At 39.5% G+C, this 26,047-nt stretch carries 21 protein-coding genes; 19 read left to right on the top strand and 2 right to left on the bottom strand.

The annotated features are described in order from the left end of the window. Positions 1-26: 26 nt before the first annotated feature. The 6 genes from DKM50_13135 to DKM50_13110 all read left to right on the top strand — a co-directional run bounded on the left by DKM50_13135 (position 27) and on the right by DKM50_13110 (position 7,507). The gene (locus tag DKM50_13135) at positions 27-602 is read left to right on the top strand and encodes a hypothetical protein (GenBank protein ID PZM77345.1); all 576 of its coding nucleotides are present in this window, start codon (positions 27-29) and stop codon (positions 600-602) included. A 115-nt stretch (positions 603-717) separates the two neighbouring features. Then, complete coding sequence (locus DKM50_13130) at positions 718-3,315, top strand: valine--tRNA ligase (protein PZM77344.1); 2,598 nt, start codon at positions 718-720, stop codon at positions 3,313-3,315. 8 nt (positions 3,316-3,323) lie between these two features. Beyond that, a complete protein-coding gene (locus tag DKM50_13125; GenBank protein ID PZM77343.1) occupies positions 3,324-4,553 on the top strand; it encodes a hypothetical protein in 1,230 nt (409 codons plus the stop codon). Positions 4,554-4,769: 216 nt separating this feature from the next. Then, a complete protein-coding gene (locus DKM50_13120) occupies positions 4,770-5,849 on the top strand; it encodes a hypothetical protein (protein PZM77342.1) in 1,080 nt (359 codons plus the stop codon). Then, complete coding sequence (gene maf / locus DKM50_13115) at positions 5,824-6,414, top strand: septum formation protein Maf (protein PZM77341.1); 591 nt, start codon at positions 5,824-5,826, stop codon at positions 6,412-6,414. Before DKM50_13120 ends, maf begins: the two co-directional genes overlap by 26 nt. Positions 6,415-6,475: 61 nt before the next feature. Then, positions 6,476-7,507 (top strand): rod shape-determining protein, encoded by a 1,032-nt coding sequence (locus tag DKM50_13110; GenBank protein ID PZM77340.1) that lies wholly within the window; start codon positions 6,476-6,478, stop codon positions 7,505-7,507. A 147-nt stretch (positions 7,508-7,654) separates the two neighbouring features. Here DKM50_13110 and DKM50_13105 read toward each other — a convergent pair whose 3' ends face one another. Next, complete coding sequence (locus tag DKM50_13105; GenBank protein PZM77339.1) at positions 7,655-8,038, bottom strand: hypothetical protein; 384 nt, start codon at positions 8,036-8,038, stop codon at positions 7,655-7,657. A gap of 179 nt (positions 8,039-8,217) precedes the next feature. Here DKM50_13105 and DKM50_13100 point away from each other — a divergent pair, with 179 nt between their 5' ends. The 7 genes from DKM50_13100 to dprA all read left to right on the top strand — a co-directional run bounded on the left by DKM50_13100 (position 8,218) and on the right by dprA (position 13,612). Beyond that, positions 8,218-8,952: a UMP kinase gene (locus tag DKM50_13100; protein ID PZM77338.1), complete on the top strand. Its 735-nt coding sequence runs from the start codon at positions 8,218-8,220 to the stop codon at positions 8,950-8,952. A gap of 2 nt (positions 8,953-8,954) precedes the next feature. After that, positions 8,955-9,500 (top strand): ribosome recycling factor, encoded by a 546-nt coding sequence (locus tag DKM50_13095; protein ID PZM77337.1) that lies wholly within the window; start codon positions 8,955-8,957, stop codon positions 9,498-9,500. Between the two features lie 27 nt (positions 9,501-9,527). After that, entirely contained in the window at positions 9,528-9,695 is a 168-nt protein-coding gene (locus DKM50_13090; GenBank protein PZM77336.1) for a ferredoxin, read from the top strand. Positions 9,696-9,805: 110 nt separating this feature from the next. Continuing rightward, positions 9,806-10,522, top strand: coding sequence for an isoprenyl transferase (locus DKM50_13085; protein ID PZM77335.1), 717 nt, complete (start codon positions 9,806-9,808; stop codon positions 10,520-10,522). A gap of 3 nt (positions 10,523-10,525) precedes the next feature. Then, positions 10,526-11,341, top strand: a complete 816-nt coding sequence (locus DKM50_13080) for a hypothetical protein (GenBank protein ID PZM77334.1) — start codon at positions 10,526-10,528, stop codon at positions 11,339-11,341. Beyond that, complete coding sequence (locus DKM50_13075; GenBank protein PZM77333.1) at positions 11,338-12,507, top strand: 1-deoxy-D-xylulose-5-phosphate reductoisomerase; 1,170 nt, start codon at positions 11,338-11,340, stop codon at positions 12,505-12,507. The genes DKM50_13080 and DKM50_13075 overlap by 4 nt, the downstream gene beginning before the upstream one ends. After that, positions 12,482-13,612, top strand: a complete 1,131-nt coding sequence (gene dprA, locus DKM50_13070) for a DNA-protecting protein DprA (GenBank protein ID PZM77332.1) — start codon at positions 12,482-12,484, stop codon at positions 13,610-13,612. The genes DKM50_13075 and dprA overlap by 26 nt, the downstream gene beginning before the upstream one ends. Positions 13,613-13,618: 6 nt before the next feature. Here dprA and DKM50_13065 read toward each other — a convergent pair whose 3' ends face one another. Further along, positions 13,619-14,482: a chitooligosaccharide deacetylase gene (locus tag DKM50_13065; GenBank protein PZM77331.1), complete on the bottom strand. Its 864-nt coding sequence runs from the start codon at positions 14,480-14,482 to the stop codon at positions 13,619-13,621. Between the two features lie 225 nt (positions 14,483-14,707). Between DKM50_13065 and DKM50_13060 the strand changes: the two genes are divergently transcribed. The 6 genes from DKM50_13060 (at position 14,708) to DKM50_13035 (ending at position 25,899) form a co-directional block, all read left to right on the top strand. Beyond that, on the top strand, positions 14,708-17,650 hold the full coding sequence (locus tag DKM50_13060; protein ID PZM77330.1) for a hypothetical protein: 2,943 nt from the start codon (positions 14,708-14,710) through the stop codon (positions 17,648-17,650). Positions 17,651-17,734: 84 nt separating this feature from the next. After that, positions 17,735-18,985, top strand: coding sequence for a hypothetical protein (locus DKM50_13055; protein ID PZM77329.1), 1,251 nt, complete (start codon positions 17,735-17,737; stop codon positions 18,983-18,985). A gap of 83 nt (positions 18,986-19,068) precedes the next feature. After that, entirely contained in the window at positions 19,069-20,040 is a 972-nt protein-coding gene (locus DKM50_13050; protein PZM77328.1) for a hypothetical protein, read from the top strand. Positions 20,041-20,057: 17 nt separating this feature from the next. Then, complete coding sequence (locus DKM50_13045; protein PZM77327.1) at positions 20,058-21,035, top strand: hypothetical protein; 978 nt, start codon at positions 20,058-20,060, stop codon at positions 21,033-21,035. Between the two features lie 14 nt (positions 21,036-21,049). Beyond that, complete coding sequence (locus DKM50_13040; protein PZM77326.1) at positions 21,050-24,595, top strand: hypothetical protein; 3,546 nt, start codon at positions 21,050-21,052, stop codon at positions 24,593-24,595. A 77-nt stretch (positions 24,596-24,672) separates the two neighbouring features. Further along, the gene (locus tag DKM50_13035) at positions 24,673-25,899 is read left to right on the top strand and encodes a hypothetical protein (protein ID PZM77325.1); all 1,227 of its coding nucleotides are present in this window, start codon (positions 24,673-24,675) and stop codon (positions 25,897-25,899) included. The last annotated feature ends 148 nt before the right edge of the window (positions 25,900-26,047 follow it).

Below are 26,047 nucleotides of genomic sequence, written 5' to 3'. Positions count from 1 at the left end.
TATCTCGTAAATTAAAGGATATTATAATGAAAAAGATGATTAATAACAAAGATTTGTTAATTGTTGACGATGATGTGTTTTTTGCGAAGAATATGGCTGCGTTCCTCAGTACTCATGGCTATAAGGTTGAATATAAACATAATGGAAAAGAAGCGCTTGAGACCTTTCGGGTGAGCCATAATCCGGTAGTCCTTTTGGATATCTTTATGCCCGGTATTTCAGGGTTAGATGTGCTTAATGAGATTTCTGTTATCAATCCCAAAACCCAGGTTATTATGATATCAGGCCAGGATGACAATGAAACCGTCGAAGCGGCCATGAAAAATGGTGCCTATGACTTTATCGGTAAGCCGGTCATTCTGGAAATATTGATAAGAAGGGTGCATATGGCATATTTAGAATATTTATCGAAGGTCCTCAATCTCGATCTGGAAGAACAGGTAAATAAACATTTTGAACAGGTTAACCACAACAAGGATATTACCTCTCCAGCCGATCGTATAGATAACGAAACATACTTAAAAACCGCAGATATAGAGATTAATAGAGAATTATCACGTATTATTGGCCAGCTTAATATCAAGTTTTTGCAAAAAAGTTAATTTTTCTTTATGTGCCCTGAAGTTTTTGCACCTCGGCTTCATCTATTCCAGGCGATATGGTATAATTTTTCAATAAATAAATATGGTTACCTATCAAACATGGGAAAGAATTGTAATGGAAAAAACTTATAATCCGCAAGAATACGAATCAACAATCTATAAATTATGGGAAGACAATAACTGCTTTGCTCCCAGGGGGACCGGTGATCCTTTTTGCATTGTTATTCCACCGCCTAATGTTACCGGGGCACTTCACGTCGGGCACGCACTTAACAACACACTCCAGGATGTCCTCATTCGATATAAGCGGATGAAGGGCTTTAACGCCCTTTGGATTCCTGGTACTGACCATGCGGGGATTGCAACTCAGAATGTGGTAGAAAAACAATTATTAAAAGAACATACTACCCGACATGATCTCGGTCGTGAAAAGTTTGTTGAAAAAGTCTGGTCCTGGAAAGCAGAATATGGAAATAGAATTACTACCCAGCTTCGTAAACTTGGCTGTTCAGTTGACTGGCACCATGAGCGTTTTACTATGGATGACGGCTGTTCAAAGGCCGTTCGCAAAGTATTTGTTTCATTATATAAAGAAGGCCTGATTTACCAGGGCAATTATATTATCAACTGGTGTCCGCGATGCCATACTGCACTTTCTGATGTAGAAGTTGAGCATGAAGATTTGACCGGTAGCTTCTGGCATATTAAGTATCCGTTTGCTGATGGGAACGGCTATATAGAAATCGCAACGACAAGGCCGGAGACGATGTTTGGCGATACTGCCATTGCTGTTAATCCGAAAGATGAAAGATATCGCAGTATCTTAGGAAAAATGGTTATTATTCCTTTTAGCGGAAGGGAGGTCCCGATAATTGCAGATGACCATGTTGATCCCGAATTTGGTACAGGTGCCGTTAAGGTAACTCCTGCCCATGACCCGAACGATTACGAGATAGGAAAGCGCCATAATCTGGAATTCATCAAAGTTATGGATGAATCAGCGATTATGAATGAGAATGTGCCCAAACAGTACCAAGGCCTTGACCGTTTTGTTTGTCGAAAACAGCTTGTCCAGGATCTGGAAGAAAATGGATATCTTATCTCAGTAAAAGAGCATTTTTATTCTGTTGGACATTGTTATCGATGTCATACTATCGTTGAGCCGTATCTTTCAAAACAATGGTTCGTAGCTATGAAGAATTTAGCCGCTCCTGCAATCGACGCGGTCCGGTCCGGTAAGGTTGCGCTGCTTCCTGCAAGATGGGATAAATTATATTTCGATTGGATGGAAAATATCCGGGATTGGTGTATAAGCCGGCAGATATGGTGGGGACATCGTATTCCGGTATGGTATTGTGAAGATTGTAATAAAGTTATTTGTGAAACGGAAGACCCGAAGGAATGCGACTGTGGAAGCCATAATATCCACCAGGACCCCGATGTGCTGGATACCTGGTTCTCATCAGCCCTTTGGCCGTTTTCCACACTGGGATGGCCTGATCAGACCAGTGATTTAGCAACGTTTTATCCTACCAGCGTATTGGTAACCGGCTACGATATTATTACGTTCTGGGTAAGCAGAATGATAGTTATGGGCCTTAAGTTCATGAACAATATTCCTTTCAGTAAAGTTATAGTACATGGATTAGTAAGAGATGCTCATGGGAAAAAAATGTCCAAATCAACGGGGAACGCAATTGATCCGCTGGTTGTTATGGATGAGTATGGAACTGATGCCTTACGATTTGCGCTGGCACATCTTACTACTTCCGGAGGCCAGGACATCAAGCTATCAACTGATAAAATCGCGTCGAGTAGGAACTTTGCCAACAAAATATGGAATGTCAGCCGTTACGTTGTTATGTCGCTTGAAGAAGTCCCGGCTGGGCTCGATCCGGCTACCTTTGATTTGGCTGATAAGTGGATTTTGAGCAGATATAACAGAACTGTTGAGAAGGCAACCGAGCTATTGGAAAATTTTGAATATGGAATGGCCTGTTCGACACTGTATCAATTTATCTGGAATGATTTTTGTGACTGGTATATCGAATTTAGTAAGCGACGAAAAAATGAATCGATGCATATTGTCCTGGAAGTATTGAAAGGTTCACTTTCTCTTCTTCATCCTTTCATGCCATTTATTACCGAAGTTATATGGAAAATAATTAACGAAAAAACAGGTGGCACCGATAAGCCGTTAATTATTCATCAATGGCCTGAAGCTAATCGGCAACTAATTAACGATGAGGTTGAGAATAGTGCGGAAATCGTATTTTCAGTTATCCATAGTATTAGAAATCTGAGAGCTGATTCCGGCATCGCTCCAGGAATTAAACTGGCCACTTTTTTTTCTGTAGAAGACGAAAATAAGCAGAAACTATTAGAGGCACAGCAGCTTTATATCTCTGAACTGGCTCAATTGAACTATACAGATAAGTCAGGAGAAAAACAAAAATTACTGTATACATCCGCGAGTGGGATCGATATCTATATTAAAGCTCAGGGAGTCGTTAATATAGAGAATGAAAAAGACCGATTGCAGAAAAAAAATAAATCAATTAAGCAGGAGATCGCCCGTTTGGAAGGGAAACTTAATAATCAGAGTTTTGTTGATAAAGCCCCTGCAGAGGTTGTTCTGGTAGAGCAGGAGAAATTAGCAACTTACAAAGAACAATATATGAGACTGGAAAAACAGCTTACGATATTAAGTTAGAATTTATAATGAACTATAAACAAGCCTGCCTTTTTTTGAATAATAGAAAGCATTTTGGTATTAAGCCAGGCTTAGAACGGATTACTGCCGCCTCACAGTTGCTTGGCTCGCCGCAGAATGGGTACAAAAGTGTCTTAGTTGCAGGTACTAACGGCAAAGGTTCAACGACGAAGGCTATATCCACGTTGCTGATAAATAAAGGGTTTAAAGTCGGAACGTATTTATCCCCGCATCTCGAAGAGTATACTGAACGATTCCTCATAAATAATCAAGAAATATGTCAAACTAAATTTGCTGAGATAATCGCATATATGAGCAAATCAAAAGAAATAAATGGGCTTGAGTTGACGGAATTCGAAGTATTAACGCTTATGTCCTTTATTTTCTTTTTATCAGAGAAAGTCGATTATGCAATTTTTGAAGTAGGGCTTGGCGGTCGGTTCGATGCTACAAATATTGTTAACCCGGAATGCGCGGTCATAACTCCTATCGGTTTTGATCACAAAGATATCCTGGGTAACACAATTACGCAAATAGCTATGGAGAAAGCAGGGATTATCAAGAAAGGAAAGCCTGTTTTTACTGTTGAACAGGAAGTTGAGGTTTTAGGTGTTCTTGAGCGGATTGCTCAGGATAATTATGTTGATATGCGTATTGTAAAAACGGATAATATTCCTGGCGTATCTGTTGCTTACCAAAACCAGAATTTTTCGTTAGCGGTTGAAGTAGCGAAGTATGTTTTGTCGAAATATAATGTTTTTGTGACCGAGGAAGATCTGTCTGGCCTTGTGAGTAGTTTTTCGTTCCCGGGAAGATTTGAGGTAATAGCTGATAATGTGATTATCGATGGGGCACATAATCAGCTGGGTATGGCTGCTTTACTAACAGCCATCGATAAAAAATATACAGGAAAAAATATCAATTTTATTGTGGGTATATTAAAAAGAAAAGAGCCTCTTCCTATTTTAGACGAGATGCTACAGTTAAAGAATAATACGATAGAGAGCGTAAGTTTCGTCGCCATACCGAATGAAAACTGTTGGTTGCCCGAAGATCTGGAGCTCGAATTGCGTTCTTTGTCCTACCATGGAAAAATCATTTCCGGGACTAGGCTAGATGAAGTGGTGGAATGGATTAACGATACCGTAAATGATGGTATCTTTGTTCTTTGTGGCTCTCTGTACCTTGTCGGGGCCATAAAAACGCTGCTCAAAAACCAACATATTATTAATGTTTAATGTTGAGCGTTAATAGAAAAGATGGGATTTTAAGTTTTCTTTTTTTTGTAAACACTGTTATGAATGGAAGAAATAATAGGAACTAAATATCTTTGATAAGAATAACATATATGCTAAAATGATACTAAAATGTTTTAGATAAAGTAACCGAAAATCCAAAAATAAAGCAAATTAAAATAAAATAATTGTTCGGAAGATAAACCAGGAGGATAAATAGTGGCTAATTTACAAGAAGGTTATGATGAAAATATCGACTTTGACGATACCAAAGATGAAAACACAATCAATACCATACTAAATGACCAGCAAGAGTCCAAAGTAAATGTATTAAAAAATGTATTGATCGTCTTCGTTATTGTTGCTACAGGCATTGGTGTTTTCTGGGGAAGTTTCATCTTGGGAAAAAAAGTTTTTACCGTATCGATATCGCAGCCGACGATAAACGAAGAAAAAGTAAAAATGGATGAATTTTCTGATTTGGAAACACCGGATGAGAAGGTTCTCTATGAAATTGAAAAAATGGATACTAATAATGTTTTAGACCAGACCCAGACTATTGCGAATACCTTATCACAAGAGCTCAAATCAACGTCTGTCTCAGTCGCTGTTTCTGCAACAACGCTATTACAGGCAAGCCAAAGTACTCCGACAAAAAAAGTGGAAACAAAAGCAGTTAGCCAGGTAATTCGACCTGTAGCTAAACCTGTACAAGTTGCCGCAACTGCTAAGCCTGCTATTACTCCTTCACCAGTTATTGCTGCAAAGCCAGTAATTTCAACTCCTATCAAGGTAATAGCACCAAGACCAGTCAGAAAGCCGATGGCGATCACGGTCCATACTACAGAAACAAAGCCGGAAATTAAACCAGCAAATAAACCCGAAATAAGGGTCCATATTGACCACGCTAAATCAGCAATGAAACCTGAGAAGAATATTGCTGTAAAAGTTAAAGAAGAAAAAACAGCTGATTTGGCGGTTTCTACTTTGCTGAAATTAGATAAAAGCATTCAAATTAATCCGAAAGATGGGAAAAAGGAAGATGAAATAGCTACGTTATCAGAAAAATCTAATAAATTTAAGGTTATTGCCGGTTCCTATGGTAAGCAGGAGAATGCAAAAATACTGGAGAGCAAGCTAAAACAACAAGGCTTTGAAGTTTATATTTCTAATGTTACTATTAAGAGTGTATCAATGTGGAGAGTTCAAATAGGGGCTTTTGATAGATATGATCAAGCTAAAAAAATGATCGTAAAAGCTAAATCGATGGGGAATGATGCTTTCTATATTAGAGAATAAAAACATTGTATTAGCTTCAGCGTCTCCTAGAAGAAAAGAACTACTGTTAAAAGCCGGCTTAACATTTACAATTATTGTTGCCGATATTGATGAGTCGATCAGCATAGAAAAACCTATAGAAAACGAAATATGCAGGTTGTCTGTTGCGAAAGCAGCGGTTGTGAGTAATCGGCATAAAGGTATAATTATTGCTGCAGATACAGTGGTCATCTGTGATGGGAGCGTTTTAACAAAGCCTAAATCATTAGAAGATGCCAAAAAAAAATTAATGTTATTAAGCGGTAAGGTTCATGATGTCCTAACGGCATATACTGTAAGGGATACGGTAAGTAATAAAGATATAACAAGGTGTGTTAAGACCGAAGTAACTTTTTTTGATATGCCGGAAGAGTTTATTGATTGGTATCTGTCCTCGGGGGATTACCTTGATAAGGCTGGAGCTTATGCAATACAAGAAAAAGGAATGCTCTTAGTTAAAAAAATAGAAGGTTCATATACTAATGTTGTTGGTTTGCCTGTTGAATATGTTTTTAGAGATGTAATTCAGTTAGGTATCGGGGAATAGAATAAAAAATAAATAAACCTGTTTATTAATTTAAAGGGTCATAAAATATCGGGAGGCTTAAATGAGTTTACATAAATATTTAACGGACAGATGGACGAAGCATTTAGGTATCGACCTGGGAACCGCTAATACACTGGTGTTCCAAAAAGGTGTCGGGATAGTTTTGAGAGAGCCTTCGGTTGTGGCTATAGAAAAGAATACGAAACGTGTATTGGCAATCGGGAAAGAAGCGAAGGGAATGTTGGGAAGAACTCCCGGCAATATTATTGCTGTTCGTCCGATGAGAGACGGCGTTATCGCTGATTTCGAAGTAACAGAAATGATGCTAAGACATTTTATTCAGAAAGTAAGTTCTAAATCTCTTTTTGGAAAGCCAAAAATTGTGATCGGGGTTCCCTCTGGCATTACTGGAGTAGAGAAACGTGCAGTTCTGGATGCGGCTATGCAGGCTGGCGCAAAAGAAGCCTTTCTGGTGGAAGAACCGATGGCTGCTGCTATTGGGGCTCGATTACCGGTCTCTGAACCTACCGGTAGCATGATAGTTGACATTGGTGGAGGTACAACCGAAGTTGCAGTTATCGCTTTGGGCGGTATTGTTGTTTCCCGGTCGATTCGGATAGCTGGTGATGAAATGGATGAAAATATCGTTGCGCATTGCCGAAAAAATTATAATCTTCTTATTGGCGAGAGAACTGCTGAGACAATAAAAATAGCAATAGGTTCAGCGTATCCGTTAAAAGACGAAAAAACCATTGAGATTAGAGGTCGTGATCTTATTACCGGACTTCCAAAGAACTTTACTCTGTCCAGTTCGGAAATAAGGGATTCACTTTACGAGTCAATTAACACCATTGTAGATGCGGTCAGAATAACCTTAGAACAGACACCACCGGAGCTAGCTGCAGATATTATGGATAGAGGCATTATCTTGGCTGGGGGTGGTGCATTACTTCCCGGGCTTGATAAATACCTTTCACAAGAGACGGATATGAAAGTCTTTATTGCCGACGATCCGTTATCCTGTGTTGCTTATGGGACCGGAGCGGTCCTGGAAGAAATAGACGTGTTAAAAAAAGTTCTCATAAACAATTAAGAACTAATTATAGAATCGTTGCATAAATCAAGAAAATCGTAGTTTGAATAAATAATACATGCGCATATCGGTGCGCGCTATTTATTCGAACTACGATTTTTCATTGTCAAAAAATTCTCAGTGGAAGTTTTAAAAGAATTATCAGGATTAATAATCTTCACTTAGGTTTACGTATTTTCCGATTAATTTCATAAGATTACTTATATCGAGGGGTTTTGCAAGTATTTCATTAACTTTTTGTTTCAATAAAATATCTTCCGGATTATCCTCTTCATACAAATGACCGCTATACACGAGTACCGGGATCGTCTCATATCCCTTTATAGTTCGGATTTCATGTGCCGTTTGCCAGCCATTTTTATTTGGCATTTTTAAGTCGAGAATAACCAGATCGACTTTTTCTTTCTTAAGGATATCAAGACATTCATTTCCGTCTTGTGCCTCAAAGACAGTGCAGCCCTTCGTCTTAAGGACCCAAATAATTCCTTCTCGTATATATCCTTCATCGTCAGCGATTAGCAGAGTGACCATGTTTTTATTATAAAATATCTTGCTTTCAAAAACAACACTAATCTTATATATAATGAAATAATTTATCTTTCCGATAATTACATTTGATGCAGTTACTATACAAAATATCTTTGCAGTGATAGATTATAATTAGTGCTATAATACATGAATGAATCTGAAGGTAGGAGTGTGTTTGAACAATGAGAAGCGGCAAATATAATAGAATATTGCTTAAATTGAGCGGTGAAGCGCTTTTAGGTGAAAGACAATATGGTATTGACCCAAAATTTGTAAGATATATAGCCAATGAAATTAAAAAAGCCCACGCATTAAAGGTCCAGATTGGCGTGGTTATTGGTGGGGGCAATATATTTCGGGGAATTTCGGCTAGTGTGAACGGCATGGACCGGGTCACGGCAGATTATTCAGGAATGCTGGCTACGGTTATGAATGCTTTGGCTCTTCAGGATGCGCTTGAGAAAGAGTCGGTTATGACAAGAGTACAGACGAGTATTGAGATGAGAAATGTTGCAGAAGTTTTTATTAGAAGAAGGGCGATTCGTCATCTGGAAAAAGGGAGAGTTGTTATTTTTGCCGGAGGCACAGGGAATCCCTATTTTACAACGGACACTACGGCGGCACTCAGAGCTGCGGAGATAGATGCTGAGGCAATTTTTAAGGCCACAAAAGTGGATGGGGTGTATGATAAAGATCCGGTTAAGCATAAAGATGCGGTTAAGTTTGAAGAACTGACCTATATGGATGTATTAAATAAGGAACTTAAGGTTATGGATACAACCGCAATAGCCTTAAGTATGGATAATAATATCCCGATAGTTGTTTTTAACTTGAGTCATCCGGGAAATATTTGCAAAGCAATTCTAGGTGAAAATGTTGGTACCAGAATTGTTTGCAATAATAAGAAGGAGGTTTGAGAATGTTTGAACGGTTAGAAGATAGAATGCAGAAAACCCTTGAAACTCTAATTAAGAACTTTTCATCTGTTAGGACAGGAAGAGCGAATCCCGATCTGCTGAAGAGGATAATGGTTGATTATTACGGTTCACAAGTGCCAATACAGCAATTGGCAAATTTATCTGCTCCCGAACCTAAAATCGTGGCGGTGCAGGTTTTTGATCGAGGAGCAATCAGTAGTGTTGAAAAGGCTATACAAAAATCAGATTTAGGCTTGACGCCAAATACAGAAGGTAATATTATTCGGTTGATTATTCCCGACCTTACCGAGGAAAGAAGACGAGAACTCGATAAAGTTGTTAAAAGAATCGCAGAAGAGGGAAGAGTCGCGGTTAGAAATCTCAGAAGAGATGCGCTTGATGAATTGAAGAAACCGGAAAAAGATAAAAATATTTCCGAAGATGAGAAAAAACGGGCACAAGACCAAATTCAAAAAGTAACTGATAAGTATATCAAAAAAATTGAGGATATGCTTATTGCCAAAGAAAAAGACTTAAAAGAGATTTAATAAAGATTTAATAAAGGAGGATATACAGTGTATAAAATTGATGAAGATGCTTGTATTGCTTGTGGTTCATGTGCAGGTTCATGTTCTCAGGATGCTATAGTGGAGAATGGAAATGCATACAAAATAACCGATGCTTGTATTGATTGTGGTGCTTGTTCAGATACATGCCCGGTAAGTGCTATTTCAGCTGAATAAATTTCATCGAATGAAGAATAATTAATTGATTAGGGGTTTGATTTATCAAACCCTTACTATTTATTGACGAAAGCATACTCAGCCAGAGTATGCGCTTATGGTTTTAAGCAATGAATAAACCGGAAATTAAAACAGTACCTAGACACGTTGCTCTGATCATGGATGGCAATGGACGATGGGCTCGCAAGCGGGGATTGCCACGGAGTGCCGGACACAAAAAAGGGATAGATGCACTTCGTAGGACTGTAGAACTTTCTGCTGAATTTGGGGTTAAGGTGCTCTCAGTTTATGTTTTTTCAACTGAAAATTGGAAGCGTCCGGAAAAAGAAGTTTTATTTCTCATGAAGCTTTTTGAGTCACAGATTGATAGGCAGGTTCAAGATTTACATAACAATAATGTTCGTGTTAAGTTTTTAGGCAGGATTCATGAGCTGTCATCTGTATTGCAGGAAAAAATCAAGAGATCCGAAGAAAAAACTAAAGATAATGAAAAAATTACTCTAAACGTTATGATTAATTATGGTTCTCGTCAAGAGATCATTGACGCAGTAAAAGAGATCGCTGATAACGTCAGAAATGATACATTAAATATCAATGATCTTTCTCCTGAAGAATTTTCAAAATATTTATATACCAAGCATTGTCCGGACCCCGAGCTGTTAATAAGAACGAGCGGGGAGAGCAGGATTAGTAATTTTATGCTATGGCAGCTTTCTTACGCTGAGATCTATATATCTGAGGTATTATGGCCTGATTTTGATAAAGAAGAGTATCAGAAGGCTTTGTCATGGTATGATTCGCGAGAACGGAGATTCGGAGGTCTATAGGTTTTGTTTAAACGATTCATCACTATTTTTGTAGTTGCCCCGATAGTGTTTTTATTTATCCTCTATGATGTTCCTCCTTATGGAATCATTCCTTTTTTAATGCTTATGGTTGCGGTAGCAATTTTGGCAACGAACGAATATTTTTCTATTACCTCTTATAAAAAAGGAAATCCATACGAGATAATGGGTTACGTACTCGTTCTTGCCTTTGTTGTTTCGACGTACATGAAAGAAACGATGGTTTTTTGGAATTCTAAATTAAGCTTATTGATTTCTATTCTACTGGTTTTCGGGTTTATTACCGAAGTTTTTTTAAAAAAAGTTATAGGCTGCAAAAATAATTTTTTTGTGGTTATTCGAGGTATCCTTTATATTGGTTGGTTTTATTCTTACTTTGTTCTTCTACGTGGGTTGGACCATGGTTTTGCTTACCTGATCTACCTTGTCTTAACCATAGCTTCTTGTGATACTATGGCTTATATTGTAGGAATAAAATTCGGCAAACATAAAATTGCTCCATTCATAAGCCCTAAGAAATCTGTCGAAGGATGTATTGCTGGGTTCATTTCCGCAGTAATCGCCTCATACTTTTTAGGCGCTCATTATCTTGGTTTGAATCACGCAATAATCATGGGAATGATTGTGGGTGTTTTTGGACAGCTTGGAGATTTGTTTGAATCACTGATTAAGCGGAAATATGAAGTAAAAGATTCCGGCTGGATACTTCCCGGGCACGGAGGCATTCTTGATCGATTGGACAGCGCGTCTTTTATTGCCCCGTTAATCTATTATTATCTTACAATGGTGATTCTGCGATGAAAAATATAGTAATTTTAGGCTCGACCGGCTCTATTGGAACACAATCTTTGGAAGTTGTTACGCATCATCCTGATAAATTTAACGTTGTTGGGCTTGCTGCGGGTTCTAATGCAAAGTTGCTGCTCATGCAAGCAAGACAGTTTAATCCCGAATATATTTGTATCCAGGATAGAGACCAAGTGGATTATCTTCGCCAGCAATTAACCGGGACCACGATTAAGGTCCTTTGCGGCGACGAGGGCTTATTAACGCTAGTTGCGTTGCCAGATGCTGAATTGGTTCTCGTGGCAATTGTTGGTGTGAGAGCGCTTCTCCCTACTGTGAGTGCAATAGATGCCGGCAAGGATATTGCTTTGGCAAGCAAAGAGATACTGGTAGCAGCGGGCCACCTTGTCATGGAAAGAGCCAGAAAAAAGGGAGTCCGCATAGTGCCTGTTGATAGCGAGCACGCGGCAATATTGCAATGCCTGCAAGGAAATGATTCCAAGTCGGTAGAATCAATCACGTTAACTGCTTCAGGCGGTCCCTTTTTTGGACTGACAAAAGAAGAGCTTAAATCAAAAAAGCTTTGTGATGCCCTGAACCATCCGAATTGGGATATGGGAAAAAAGATAACCGTAGATTCGGCGACGCTGATCAATAAAGGATTGGAAGTCATTGAAGCGCACTGGTTGTTTGGTATTGATTATGACAATATTAATGTGGTGATCCATAGAGAGAGCATCATCCACTCAATGGTGACCTATAATGATGGCTCGGTAATTGCGCAGCTTGGTGTGCCGTCAATGTGTCTCCCTATACAGTACGCGCTTTCATTTCCGGAGCGGTTATTATCTTCCTGGCCGCGAGTCGATCTTGTTAAACTTAGGGCACTCAGTTTTTATGAACCGGATTATGAAGCATTTCCTTGCTTAAAAATGGCATACGAGGCTGGTAATCAGGGAGGTTCTGCGCCTACGGTCCTGAACGGGGCAAATGAGGAAGCGGTCAAATTATTTCTACAAGAAAAAATAGGCTTTTTAGAAATTCCCCGGATTATCTCCTTAATGTTAGAGAAACATGCCTATAATCCTAATCCGTCACTGGAAGATATCGTTGCTATCGATAAAGAAACACGAGAAAAGGTAAATGAAATAAGTCATGGAAAACGCAGTGCAATTAGCTAATACTCTTTATATCCTTCTCAAAGTAAAAGGTTTTACGATTAACGTTTTCAGGAAGCTTGTCGAGCGTGATTTCAATTTTCTCTCTTTTTTAGATAAAAATAACCAGGAATATCTCAAACAATTCAACATTCCTGAGTTTATTGGTGAACAATTCAAGCTTTTTGATTCCGGCAAAGTCTATGATTACTTTGAGAAGCTGGACAATGAAGGAATAAGGGTCGTTAGTTACTTCGATCAGAAATATCCTGCCAAACTAAAGAATATATACGACCCTCCGGCATTATTATATGTCCAAGGTAAGGACCTCGATTTCGCGATCCCCTCAATTGCCGTTGTAGGAACCAGAAAATGCAGTAGTTACGGTATGAAAGTGACCATGGATCTGACCTCGCAGTTGGTAAGTCAAGGTATTATGATTATTAGCGGTATGGCTGAAGGTATTGATACGTGTGCCCATCGTGCAACCCTGAACGGACAGGGGAAAACGATCGCTGTTCTTGGCGGCGGTTTTAATCATATTTACCCGAGAACAAATGTTGGCCTTTTTGAGGAAATAATTGATAGTGGTATGGTTATATCGGAATATGAGCCGGATATAGAACCCCGGCGAATGTTTTTTCCTCTGCGCAACCGGATTGTGACAGGGTTGTCTGACGGGGTAATGATTGTTGAAGGCGATATAAAGAGCGGTGCAATGATATCGGCATATCTTGCCATGGACCAGGGGAAAGAGGTTTTTGCTGTTCCTGGCGATATAACTTCTGATATCAGCAAAGGACCGCATAAGTTAATAAAAGAAGGGGCTAAGCTCGTGAGTTCCGTTGAAGATATTCTTGAAGAGCAGCCATTTGTGAGGCAGCAGTCGTTATTCTCTTTGGAGAATATAGAAACTAGTCAGCCCGAAAAAGAATTAAATTATGGTACCTTAAACGAGATCCAGGTTAAAATCGTTAAATTGCTCTCAGGCGTACCAACCGGTATTGATAGTATTGTCGAAACTACCCGACTATCATCGTCCGAAATTATAGCTGCTTTGTTAGAATTAGAGATTATTGGACGTATTAAGCAGCATCCCGGAAAATTGTTTACCTTAAACCGGAAATGATCCTATTTATATGTTGTTCATAGGCCGACGGGCAGAAGAGTAATCAGAGGTTCTTGTTCTCATAACGGGTTGCGATTTATTGTTTTGTTGAGAATATAGCTGGCTGACAGTTACGAATGCAAAACCTCTTCGCTTAAGTGTTCTAATGATAGTTGGCAATGCGGATAATGTTGAGGAACTATCGGAGTTATGCATGAGAATTATTGTTCCCGGGAAGGTATTATCAATTACTCGTTTACTGAGCTTATTGGAAGATAATGCCTGCCAGTCTCCGGAGTTATTTGTCCAGAGGACAGTTGTATAATTAAGCTCTTTGGCTATTTCTATTGTTTCTGCATCAAACTTTCCTCCCGGAGGTCGGAACAAATAGGGAATGAACCCGGTTTGATTAAATATTACTGTTCGCGTATTTTCTAACTCTTGAATAGCCTTTTCCCTTGAGAGATCAGTAAGCCGTTGATGCGAAAAGGTATGGTTTCCAATCTCATGTCCGTCATCGAACATTTGTTTGAGAAGGTATGGATATTTCTCTGCTTGCGAGCCAACCACAAAGAAAGTTGCCTTTATTTGAAAGTCTCTGAGTATGGTGAGAATGGCTTCAGTGCTGTCATATTGTGGCCCGTCATCAAAAGTAATCGCAATGTTCCTTTTATTAAGGTCTCCATGCTGAATAATGTACGGCAGGTTATTATCGACGTAACTGGTCCAATGATTATCGCTGGGCTTTAAGTAGAAATTATCGAGTTTGCCGTGCACTTTGGGTCTTGATTTATTAGATAGCTGGAGTTTATCAGAAAGTAAAGAGCCGCCCAATCCACCTAAACAGGAGATGAGCACAATTAATATTCCCCAGACAATATATTTTTTCATAGTAATAACCTTACCATAAAAGCTCGTATTAAAAAATGTTACCGTGTATTTTTGTGGATGTTGTAACAATAATTTTTTATAAGCAGAGGCGTGATGTAAAGGAGTAATGAAAAATATTTTACTTCTATTGCACTTTTATCGATAATTAATATTATAATTTAAAATAGATTATAAAAAAACCTGTAAAATAATAGAATTAACCCCGGGAACCGACCGGATACTATAATGAGAAAAATGATCAATCGTTCTTTTTTTTATATTCTTTTTCTAAGTTTCTTCGTTGCCTGGTCTTCGTGTGGTTACGCGGCTGTGAGCACCGTTAATTTTTCTGAAGCCGGGCTAATTGTTAGTAAGGGTGGCACAAGCGCTGTTCATGTTCAGGTTATTGATACTGACGGGTCAGGAATTGCCGGGATATCTGTTACTGCCAATATCCTCATTGGCAGCGGAAATTTCCAGTCGGAAACCGTGACGACAGATATTCATGGAACTGCCAACTTTCTGTTTCTGGCACCAGCTTTTGTAACTACAACAGTCATTGAGGCATATTGTGCTGGCATTACCAGCAATATTCCTTGCACGATTAGTATCGTTGTCGCAGTCCCGCTAATAAATTATCTTGATACACCAACGAACAATACGGATCAGGTAATTTCCGGAACTAAGACAGTGGATATCTCTACCGTTAATATTACCTGCAACTCAGCTGTAGCTATTACCGCCGTTGAGTACCCAACCAATACAAGCTGGATTGTAACCATCAATGGCCTTATATTAGGCGATAACGTTATTTCCGTAAATGCTGTAGATGTATCTGGAAATAGTAGTAGTTACATTACCCGGAATATTGAAATACTTAATAGCATCTGCAAAATATTCGAGACAAGCCGTGAATATGTGACCTTACAGCAAGCACTTAATGCTGCCGCCACGGGGAATCATATTTACATTTATCCGGGAGTACATGCTGGAGAGGGAAATCGTGGGTTGATATGGCCTGATATTCAGGATATTAGCCTCATGGGATCTCCTAATGCCGGAACAAGTGTAAACGTGATTCTTAATGCACAAGGAATCACTCGAAATATTTTACAGCAGCATGCTATTAGATGGGTGCTCGATAACCTTACTTTAATGAATGGACAGGTAAGCGTTATTAATTCAGGGGATAATGCCGGAGGAGCGATATATATAGGTGTCAATAGTAGTAGTCAGCTACTTACAATCAATGCCTCTGTTCTTAGTGGTAATGCAGCTTATTTGGGCGGAGCTGTTTACGGGGGAGGTAATGCCTCAAGAATTAATTTGATAGGCTCTATTGTCAAAAATAATACCGCTGATTATGGCGGCGCTTTCAACTCAGGGGTTAACGTTTTTAAAAATAGTCTTTTTCAAAATAACCTGGCGGTGAGTGGCGGTGGTTTTTATGAAGGGAACAACGAGCTTATTAACTGCCTGGTCATTAGTAATAACGCTACCTTAAGCGGCGGTGCTTTTTTTGCCGGAGATAATAAGCTCATTAATTGTACCTTAGCGAAGAATACCCCGGAAGTTTATTATGATAATTCTGCCGCTGCTGGTATTGGAGGTGAACTGGAAGCATATAATACCATTTTTGCCGATGGTTTTGACGGTGGTACCGGCAGCTATTTTAATACCTGCACAATAAGCTACAGTACCTTTAGCGATAGTTCCTTGCCTGCGTCTATGGTTACTTCGAACCTTATCTATGGATTCGGAACGGACAATTTTGTGAATTATAATAACAACGATTTCCATTTAAAAGTAACAAGTGTGGCTGTGAATGCCGGTTCAAATACTAATTGGCAAGCTAACTCAGGCAATGTAACAACGGATTTGTCAGGCAGCCAAAGAATTTTTGATTTTGTCATAGATCTGGGTGCCTATGAGTTGCAGCTCGATACTACCCCTCCGGTAACTCCGGGATTTGATGTTCAAAATATCACCACAAACAACGTGACGATTTTCATATCAGGAACTAAAAGTTCTGACACGTCAGTAATAACTCTTCTTTGCAGTACCGCGATAACCATAAACGCCACGACCTATCCAACTGCTACGAGCTGGCAGGTGAAGATTGAAGGACTGACTGAAGGAACAAATACGGTGACGATTAATGCTCAGGATGCTGCGGCCAATGCCAGCGGTGTTGTTACCATGAGCATTCTTCTGGATATTACTGCACCGATTGTCACCCTTAACAATCCTGTGAAGAATAGCTATGCTAAGCTTTCCATTTATGTTGAATATAGCCTTTCGGAGGTCTGCTCTCCTGGTGCTGTTAAGCTCTCTTTCACGCGTACCGGCGGCAGTTCGGACCCTAATTCACCGCATACGATAACCAGTAATTTAACCTATCATGCAGGAATAAATACCTTCAATATTCTTGGTAATGACTTGTTCGGGGATGGCAGCACGATCACCTCGGATAGCTTGATTGATGGCGGAATTTATAACGTCTCTATGTCTGTTTCTGATCTGGTGGGGAATACCAGTATCCCGACTATAAATACCGGGGTTACCTATGATATTTCTTCTCCGGCTTCGGCCTCGGTTCTTGTTGCTGTAGCGCATCCCGGATCGAGAGTTTCTCTTTCGTGGGGAGCATCCCTCTCCGGTGACGTTGAAACCTATAAAATATTCAGGGGTACTAATTTGCTGATTATAACCAATAATATTGGAAATACCACCAACACTGGTTATGAGGATTATTCTGTGATCCCCTCTCAAAATAATTATTATCAAGTTGTTGTTGTTGATCATGCTGGAAATGAGAGCCCTTCTTCGAATAAAGATTCTGCTGGAAATATAACAATTAGTAAACAATACGCTACTAGTAAAGGGGGCCTCTCGTCTCAGCCTATTCCCGGGACAACGGTGCAGTATTCGATAACTTTTACTAATAATGGCTATGGCCCGGTTAAGGGAATCGGGATAACTGATATGCTCCCTGCGACGACTAATACGGTATACGTTGTAGGGTCAGCAGCAGCTTCGGCATCATGCTTGAGAACCTATCAGCACGCGGCCCTTGGTGCCTATGATACAAGTGAAACCGCACCGATCGTTGGAATAAAATGGAGTAATTTCGCTGTATTGAATGCCGGTGAGCAACGAACTGCTACCTATGCTGTTATTATCAAGTAGCCGGGGAATAGTTTTTGGTTTGGTAAAAATGCTACAATTATAACAAATGAATTATAAGTATCTTAGGATCGGAGAGTAAATGTAATGAGATATTATAAAATAATGTTTTTAACAGGTATGTTTTCTTTTTTGTTAGCAACTTTTCTTTATAGTGCCGAAAATATTGCGCCAGGTGCAACAATCACAGGACAGTTCAATAATTTGAAGGTAATAAGCGATATTAAGACTGAAGGCAATGAAGCATTTTCAGCAGAATCAGAAGAGATTGGAAGCAAAAATATCAAGATTGATTTCGATCTTCAGTCCCTTTTCTATATAAAGGAAATAAAAATTTATTGGGCAAATGAAGGAATAGCTAAGAATTTTTCCCTTTGGCTCAGTAAATCAAAAGTAGAGAATGATGTTATCAGCGGGTTGGATGGCACAAAAGGAAAAAAGGAAAAGAATACCCTTGTTCAAACAATAGAATTACATAGCCGGTATTCCCGGTATATTTCTCTGGTCTTCCCCTCTGATACTATATTAAATAAAGGTAAACATATAAAAATTAAAGAAATAGAGATTATTAAAGAAGAAAATCCCAAATTGGCGTTAAATGATATTAATTATAGTATAAGTGACAGAGAAATATCTATTCGCTTTAAAACAGATATAGATGCTAAAAGCCAGATCTTTTACGGAGAAGATACCTTTGACGGCAAACTGGAAGCTCCCCTGCGATTTATCATGCCGCGAACGCTGCATTCGGGAGTTCTCTATGGGCTGAAACCTGATACGAAATATCGCTTCCAGGTGGAAGTATCCTCCACAGATATAGTTAAATCGGAAAAGTCTGAATTCATATACGTTAAAACACAGAAAAATAATCTTGCTTTCGGTAAGCCGGTTATTGGTACATTCACTCATTTGCCGGAAGACAAATTTGTAAGCAAAACTATCCCGGCAATCGAGCGGTTAACTGATGGCGGGATGGATTACTTTACCTCGCTGGCTTTATCCGGCAGCGTTGCGAAAAAAGATCAGTTTATCGCAATGGACCTTACAAAAACCTGTAACATTTCAGAGGTTATTCTCTACTGGTGGGCGTTATCATATTCGAAATCATTTAATATCCTGGTGAGTTTAGATAACAAAAATTGGGAAGCTATTGGTACGGGCCTTAATGCCGGAGATGGAATATTTACAACGACCGGAGCCCCAATGTATGTGTATAGCCACAAATTTCCTCCTAAGGGTGCAAGATACATTAAGGTCCAGGTTCCACAGAATAGCCCGTATTACGACAAACAAGATAATTGTGATTTTGTTTCGCTTTTTGAAATAAAGGTGTTTTGACTTGGGTGCTTCGAATCAGTGTCCCGGACCAGGACTTTAAATCGAAGTTAACCTGTAAAGTAAATGTTTATGCAAAATAATAAATGTTCGAAAGGAAAAGGAGTATGAAAAATAGGCTCTATATTCTCCTGGCAATAGGTATCCTCTCTCTGTCATCGGTTGCGAATGCTGCGTTTCAGCTCGATTCGAGAAGTGGTACTGCCGCTGATAATGAAATCCTTGGCTCGGAAGTAACACTTGAATATCAAACGGATTCAGGTACCCAAAAAACGGCAACCGACAATGTTTCGGTTATAACGGTTAATGCAATCTATGGATATAATCCTAGCTGGGCAGATGTGCCTACTATGGGGATTGAGCCCGGAGAGGTATCAACCTTCTCATACCAGATAATGAATGTAGGTAATCATTCGGATGTTTTCTCCGTTACCTATTCGGCAAAATATTATTTAAGTGATAGCACGTCATGGAATATAACTGTTTCCACAACCAGCATTATGCTATCTCCGGATACTGCATCGCCCGTGTTTGATCTGGTTATAACTTCAAGTGCGCAAGTAACTCCTGGTGCCTATGTCTCTGTTTCTCTCAATATTAAGTGTGATTCCGATCTTACCGCGGTTCCGTATACTGGAGACAATGGGTTCGTTTATGGCGGGTTTGGCAATCAATCTCAAGTTGTGACCGCTACGGTTTTGATTGCTATAGTCAATCTTACCAAGACCGTGACGGTCAATGTGCCTGCAGGCTATACCGGATCTTTGCCCGCAGTGGTTCCGGGAGCGAAACTGACCTATAGGTTAGACTGGGGAAATACAGGAAGTCTGTACGCTAAGAACGTAGAGATAATCGATATATTGCCAACCTTAAACACGACGTTAACTGGAAATGCTGTTGTTTACAGTAGTCAGGCGTCGGCACCGATACTATCGTATTTTTGGAATAATGTATGGAATTTAACGCCCGCCTACAATGCTGCAAAGATCCGGGTTCAATATAATACTATTCCTGCAAATTCTACCGGTAATATTACTTATAATCTTATAATTAAATAGAGAAGGGGAAAAAACAGATGATAAAAACTTTTTTATTAACCTGTTTTCTGTTAAATATTCTCATTTTTGGTGCGAATGCCGCATATCAGTTAGGATCCACTGTTGGTACATCTGCTGGGACTGCAGTAGCCGGATATATCGTTACTGCCAACTTTAATTCAGGACAAAGGATAACGCAGAAAATTGCTACGGCCTCCGTTTCCGATCAAATTGTCCAGGCAATTTACGGCTATGATATCCTTTTTAATACCCCTTCAAATAATGGTATAGAATCTAATCATTCGATTATCTATTGCTATACCATAAGAAATGTCGGCAATTCAGTCTCCGAAAACTTTCTGTTGGTGACTGAAAATGTTTCAGTAAATGGAGATTTTACTATTGAGGCCCTGAGCCAGCAATTTGTGTTAAATAGCGGGGCATCGGCTAACTTTTACGTCACCGTGAACGCCCTTTCCACCGCAACAATTAACACATTTGTAACGATGGATGTTAATTTTGAGATTGAGGGAAAAACCACACAGCCTACCTATTATACCGGGTATAATGGGAATGTTTATGGCGGATATGTAGATTATAAACAATTGATTAACACCTGGTTAAAGCTTCCGATTCTTCTTGTCAGCAAGAATTATACGGTTGGGCACAGTTGGGATAGTGGTAATTCTCCGGTACCTGGAGCGACGGTAACCTTTAATATCAAATACAAGAATGTTGGTAATGGAGCTGCTAACAATGTAGTGTTTACAGATATCATACCAACAATTAATACGGAATTTCGCCTCGGGAGTACCGCAAATATCTGTTCTGATGCGGGTGTAAGGGTTACCTTTAGTTATTCTGCAATAAGTGACCCTGCAGTATATAATTATACTCCGCTTTCACAAGCTGGAGGCAACAAAATGGACCCGAATATTGCACGACTGAGAATCGCTCTTTCTCCCATTGCGGGCAATGTATCCGGTACAATAAATTATACGGTAGTGATTAAGTAAAGGACATATTATTAATGAAAATAATCGTTAATATATGGATTTTTCTCGTATTTATTTTTAGTATGAATGCTGTGGCTCATTCTATTACTGCACCAGGCATCGTGATAACTAATAATGCGCAGATAACATATATAAAAAAGGCACAACTTCTTGTCGTAAGTTCTCAGACCACACTGTCAGTAAACGAAATAAGTGGCATGACTATTGTGCCTACCCAGCAACCCAGTATTTTATTTAAGACGACGGACAAACATGATTTCCCATATCGGGTGACGAATAATGGAAACAAAACAATGACCTTGTTGCCATCAATTGTATCCATTACTCCAAGCTGGAGTGTTGAACTGGTTATAGATAACAATAAGGATGGAATTCGTTCGATTACCGACAATATTTCGGTTCCGGTTTCCCTTAATCTGGCAATTGGCGGATCTTACTGCTTTATTGTAACAATAAGGCCGCCGGCCTTTCCGGTTTCAGCTAATACGACAGGGCTTTGCCTGATATCCCTTGTAACTACCGGAAATGTCTATGACGGAGAATGCTATAAGGGGTTTGACAATATTAGTTATGGTGGTCCGGATAGTGTAATGTTAACACTTAATGCAAGTGTATCGGAGATATATTCGTTAAAAGCTCAATATGATGCTGAGGATACTCTGGGTATTACTGATAATTATTGGATTGATCATTCTACTCCCTATATGTATTGGAACGCATCGATTGATAATAGCGGTTTCAGCTTTATCGTAACGACGAATTCAGCCGGAGTGCCTGATAACATCGTGGATTTGGCAGCAGATATAAGCGGATATCAGATACCGACGTTAAATGCCGGAGTCTACTATTTCAAGATAAAGCTTCGGGACCTTAACGGAGTATGGGGGAACAGCCTGTCATTTGCAATCAAGTTTGACAATCTGCTTCCGGGTGTACCGGGAACCCCAAATGATACAGGTTCTGTTATTACTAAGAACCTCATTCCGATTAACTGGGATGCCGCCATCGATTACGGTCCGTCCGGGTTAAGTTGCTATGAAGTGCAAATCGGATCGCAACCCGGTATGGCAGATGTTGCCAGCTTAAATATCGCTACTGGCAATTCGTATTTTTTTTCCGGAAAAGATGAAAATAAGTATTACTTTAAGGTAAGATCTGTAGATATCGCCGGTAACAGAAGCGATTGGTCAGGAAATTCCGATGGAATATACGTTTATTTGAACCCGACACTGGATGTGAGGGCCCGTGTGGGTTTTGATGACTATCGTGTTATCGCCAACAATTCCTGGACTAGAAATTCGCAGCCATATTTTTACTGGATAAATGCTTCTCAAAATTCCGGCTATACTTATTCCTTTTCAACGGATAATTCGGTAATACCTGAGGAGTCTATTGATACTTTAAGTAATTTCTATGATCCCGGGCAGCTTACTAACGAGATTTATTATTTTAAGATTAAAATGCTAAAGGACATGCTCTTGAACGGAACGAAAATATGGAGCAATATGGCTACCTTCACGTATAAAATGGATGATGATGTTACAAAAAACATGCCGGCACCAGTTATTGAAGATAAATACGTATTCAGTAATCCCGGAAGATTCAGTTGGCAGACGGTCACTGATAATTATCATGGAAGTGGAATTACCGACTACATTCTGCGCATATGGGGGCAGAGTGTAGTCGGTGCGCTTTTTGAGGGGTCAGTGGGGTCTGCTAACTCATTTTCTTTTTCCGGAGTGGACGGAAATACATATTTCGCCCAGTTAAAAATTAGAGACGGTGCTGGTAATGAGAGTTACTGGTCAGAGTTTAGTCCTACTATGAGTTATTTGCTTACTAATGATACTGATCATGACGGTGTCCCAAATGATTGGGAGCTTAGCTATGGATTTAGTCCTCTTGATCCTATAGATGCTACGAAAGATTATGATTACGATGGTTTGAACAATATTTCGGAATTTAATGCCAGTACAAATCCGGGGATTAATAATCGATTGCTTTCTGATTCAGATCATGACGGGATGCCGGATTCTTATGAACAAAAATACGGGTTTGTTCTGAATAATCTTTCAGATGCTTATGCTGATCCTGATGGAGATCACGTCCCGAATATTATAGAGTATTACAGGGGAACTAATCCGAGAGAGACAAGAGCTTCCGATGGCGACGGAATGGCAGATGATTGGGAGAAAACGTATGGCTTGAATCCTTATATAAGCGATGGAGCTGGAGATCTTGATGGTGATGGCAAAACAAACCTTCAAGAATTTTTGGCAGGTACGTATCCGAATGATAGCGATGAAGATGGAAGTCCGGATCCATGGGAAACAGCCGCTGGGCTGGATACTCATGATCCGAGTGATGGCAGTTATTTTTCTGACAAAGATCACGATGGGGTCCCTAATTGGCTGGAATACTTAAGTGGGACTAATTCCAATAATAATATTGATACCGATAATGATGGCATGAGTGATGATTATGAGCGGATTTACGGATTTACTCTTAATAATCCTATTGATGCAGATGAGGATTCGGACGGTGATGGTGTTAAGAATATCGACGAATGCAAAAATTATACAGATCCAAGGAATCCTAACACGACGCCTCCGGTTTTGGGGAATGTTTCGCTTAATGGAAAGTCAATTGATAGCAATCAGTTTGTAGTATTAACAACAAGGACAAGCAGCTTAAGCGGGATTGCTGCTCCTGGAACAATCGTTGAGCTTTGGAAGATTATTGGGTTGAAACAGGAGTTGATCGGAAAAGTAAATGCTGGTGTAGATGGATCCTATACCTTACCATTTTCAGGTCCTGACCCGTCTTTATGGTTTCAACTTCTAGCGATTGACCGTGCTGGCAATGTGAATGTTTTGAGCCGAACAATAATATATGACACGTATGATCCTACGATTACCGATGTAAGAATAGATAATTCTAAAGATGTAATAAAGGGTGATATTATGTCAAAGCAACCCAAGGTTACAGCGAAAATATCTGATTCCGGAACCGGTGTGGATATTACAAGCATCACATTGACACTTTATGACGAGACAAGAATGGTAACGAATAGTTATACCCTGACAAACAATGCGCTGACCTATGATGCAGCTACGAATGTGATGACCTTCATCCAGCCGGTATCGTTGACTCCAGGTTTTTATGACCTGACGATTAGTGTTAAAGATCTTTCGACACGAGCAATAGAAGTTAAGATCTCGAGTTTGAATGTCGTAAGCGGGAGCAACAGGATAAACGGTACGATTAATTATCCTAATCCGTTTAATCCAAACATAGAAAAAACGAATATTACCTATTCACTAAATGAAAGTATGGATATCACTCTTGTTATTTATAACAATGCGGCAGATAAAATATGGGAACGCATATTTGCACCGGGAGAAGAGGGCGCGCATGCAGGATATAATGTAGTAGCGTGGGATGGTAAAACTGACAGCGGAGAGCGGATGGGCAATGGGGTTTATCTCTACCATATTGTTAGCAGGCTAAATGGAAAACGAACAGTGTTTTCCCGGGGAAAAATTTTGATCAGGCGATAATCCGTAAAAAAAGCTCCATGCGAGTTGTTGGGGCAGAATATGAGTATCTGATAATACGTATATAGGAGGCGGAAAAAATGGATAATATGAAAAGACTCATAACGGTTTCTCTATTAACGTTTATATTTTTGTCGATATCTATAGTGAGCGCGGCAGAAACGGTTTATTTAGAGGGGCGTGGAGATCAATTAATCGATAAGGTTAGGGAATGGCGCGATCGCAATCCATCGGCTATTGTAAATAATGTGAGTGTCGAAAATGGTATAGATCAAATGCCGACAGAAGATGGGCTCCAGCAAGAAGTTTTTACCTGGGGAATTCATTTGTTTTATTATGTTGATGAACATAATGTCTTTAAGGGTAGCAAAGATTTGGAAAGTAAGAATAGTGAGATTGCTTTTAGTGCTCCGGGTATAGTTTTCGTTAAAGGATCGGGTTTGACTTTACAGGATAACATAAACAAGTGGAAAAAAACACATCCGGATAGTAGTATAACCGCCGCCGGAATAGAAGTTACTACTGATCAGGTATGGACTGATGACGGCTATATACGAAAACAGATCCCGAAAGGAATGTGGCTTTTTTTTGTGGATAATATGCCCGCTTCTCTAGCACAGGTATCGACTGCTAACTATATTTTTAATGTGAGTGACGGGATTGTTTTTGTTGAAGGAGCTGGCGCTCAATTGCAAGATCGAGTAGGGACGTGGAAAAATGAAAATCCTGCTTTGTCGATCAAAGGCGCCTGTATCGAAAGTTTTACTGACCATATCTGGACCGAAGAAGGTTATAAGCGAATGCCTGTCACAAAAGGCATATGGATGTTTTATGAAAAAGAGCAAACTGCGTTATCGTCACCAATTAAGAGGAAAGTGATGGAGCCATTTTCGATAGCAGAAGAGTATTTAAAAAAAGGTATAGAATCGATAAAAGGGACTCAAGAATTTAAACAGGGTATGACAGATGCTCAATACTGGTATGACGAAGTGATGAAAGATTTTCCATTCGATAGTATTATCTCCGCTGTCCGTTTGAGAAAATTGCATATGAAGTTCCTGTTAGGGACCTCAACTAAGGGTAACGAGCTTTCGGATATTTTTTCTCAATATAAAGAGACTATCCTGGAGTTGCCGGCAATTAATGATTTAATCCCAATCTATGCAAAGAATAAAGATCTTATAAATCAGCTTTTGCTCAATCAGAGAATTGTAAAGATATATAAAGATTCTCCTTATTCGAAAGAAGCCTATGAAGCTATCAAAAAAATAGAATCTATCAATAAAGAGATAGAGAAAAAGATATAAACCTGGATAATTCTTGTAGGGACCGTTCGCGAACGGTCCTTTCTATTATATGTGCGCCCAGCATGGGCGCTTTCTAGTCGGTGAAAGTCCGATATGGGGGTTGATAGTGCCAACCATTAGCTCAAGACAAGGGTGTCCATCGTGAGGT

It is taken from the genome of Candidatus Margulisiibacteriota bacterium (assembly GCA_003242895.1).
In the GTDB taxonomy this organism is placed as follows: Bacteria; Margulisbacteria; Riflemargulisbacteria; order GWF2-39-127; family GWF2-39-127; genus GWF2-39-127.
This window is presented reverse-complemented; position numbering and strand designations above follow the sequence as displayed.

What these genes read in the sequence shown, in the direction of transcription:
- DKM50_13135 (PZM77345.1), top strand. Translation starts at nt 27, where the DNA reads ATGAAAAAGATGATTAATAACAAAGATTTGTTAATTGTTGACGATGAT.
- DKM50_13130 (PZM77344.1), top strand. Translation starts at nt 718, where the DNA reads ATGGAAAAAACTTATAATCCGCAAGAATACGAATCAACAATCTATAAA.
- DKM50_13125 (PZM77343.1), top strand. Translation starts at nt 3,324, where the DNA reads ATGAACTATAAACAAGCCTGCCTTTTTTTGAATAATAGAAAGCATTTT.
- maf (PZM77341.1), top strand. Translation starts at nt 5,824, where the DNA reads ATGATGCTTTCTATATTAGAGAATAAAAACATTGTATTAGCTTCAGCG.
- DKM50_13110 (PZM77340.1), top strand. Translation starts at nt 6,476, where the DNA reads ATGAGTTTACATAAATATTTAACGGACAGATGGACGAAGCATTTAGGT.
- DKM50_13105 (PZM77339.1), bottom strand. Translation starts at nt 8,038, where the DNA reads ATGGTCACTCTGCTAATCGCTGACGATGAAGGATATATACGAGAAGGA.
- DKM50_13100 (PZM77338.1), top strand. Translation starts at nt 8,218, where the DNA reads ATGAGAAGCGGCAAATATAATAGAATATTGCTTAAATTGAGCGGTGAA.
- DKM50_13095 (PZM77337.1), top strand. Translation starts at nt 8,955, where the DNA reads ATGTTTGAACGGTTAGAAGATAGAATGCAGAAAACCCTTGAAACTCTA.
- DKM50_13085 (PZM77335.1), top strand. Translation starts at nt 9,806, where the DNA reads ATGAATAAACCGGAAATTAAAACAGTACCTAGACACGTTGCTCTGATC.
- DKM50_13075 (PZM77333.1), top strand. Translation starts at nt 11,338, where the DNA reads ATGAAAAATATAGTAATTTTAGGCTCGACCGGCTCTATTGGAACACAA.
- dprA (PZM77332.1), top strand. Translation starts at nt 12,482, where the DNA reads ATGGAAAACGCAGTGCAATTAGCTAATACTCTTTATATCCTTCTCAAA.
- DKM50_13065 (PZM77331.1), bottom strand. Translation starts at nt 14,482, where the DNA reads ATGAAAAAATATATTGTCTGGGGAATATTAATTGTGCTCATCTCCTGT.
- DKM50_13060 (PZM77330.1), top strand. Translation starts at nt 14,708, where the DNA reads ATGAGAAAAATGATCAATCGTTCTTTTTTTTATATTCTTTTTCTAAGT.
- DKM50_13055 (PZM77329.1), top strand. Translation starts at nt 17,735, where the DNA reads ATGAGATATTATAAAATAATGTTTTTAACAGGTATGTTTTCTTTTTTG.
- DKM50_13050 (PZM77328.1), top strand. Translation starts at nt 19,069, where the DNA reads ATGTTCGAAAGGAAAAGGAGTATGAAAAATAGGCTCTATATTCTCCTG.
- DKM50_13045 (PZM77327.1), top strand. Translation starts at nt 20,058, where the DNA reads ATGATAAAAACTTTTTTATTAACCTGTTTTCTGTTAAATATTCTCATT.
- DKM50_13040 (PZM77326.1), top strand. Translation starts at nt 21,050, where the DNA reads ATGAAAATAATCGTTAATATATGGATTTTTCTCGTATTTATTTTTAGT.
- DKM50_13035 (PZM77325.1), top strand. Translation starts at nt 24,673, where the DNA reads ATGGATAATATGAAAAGACTCATAACGGTTTCTCTATTAACGTTTATA.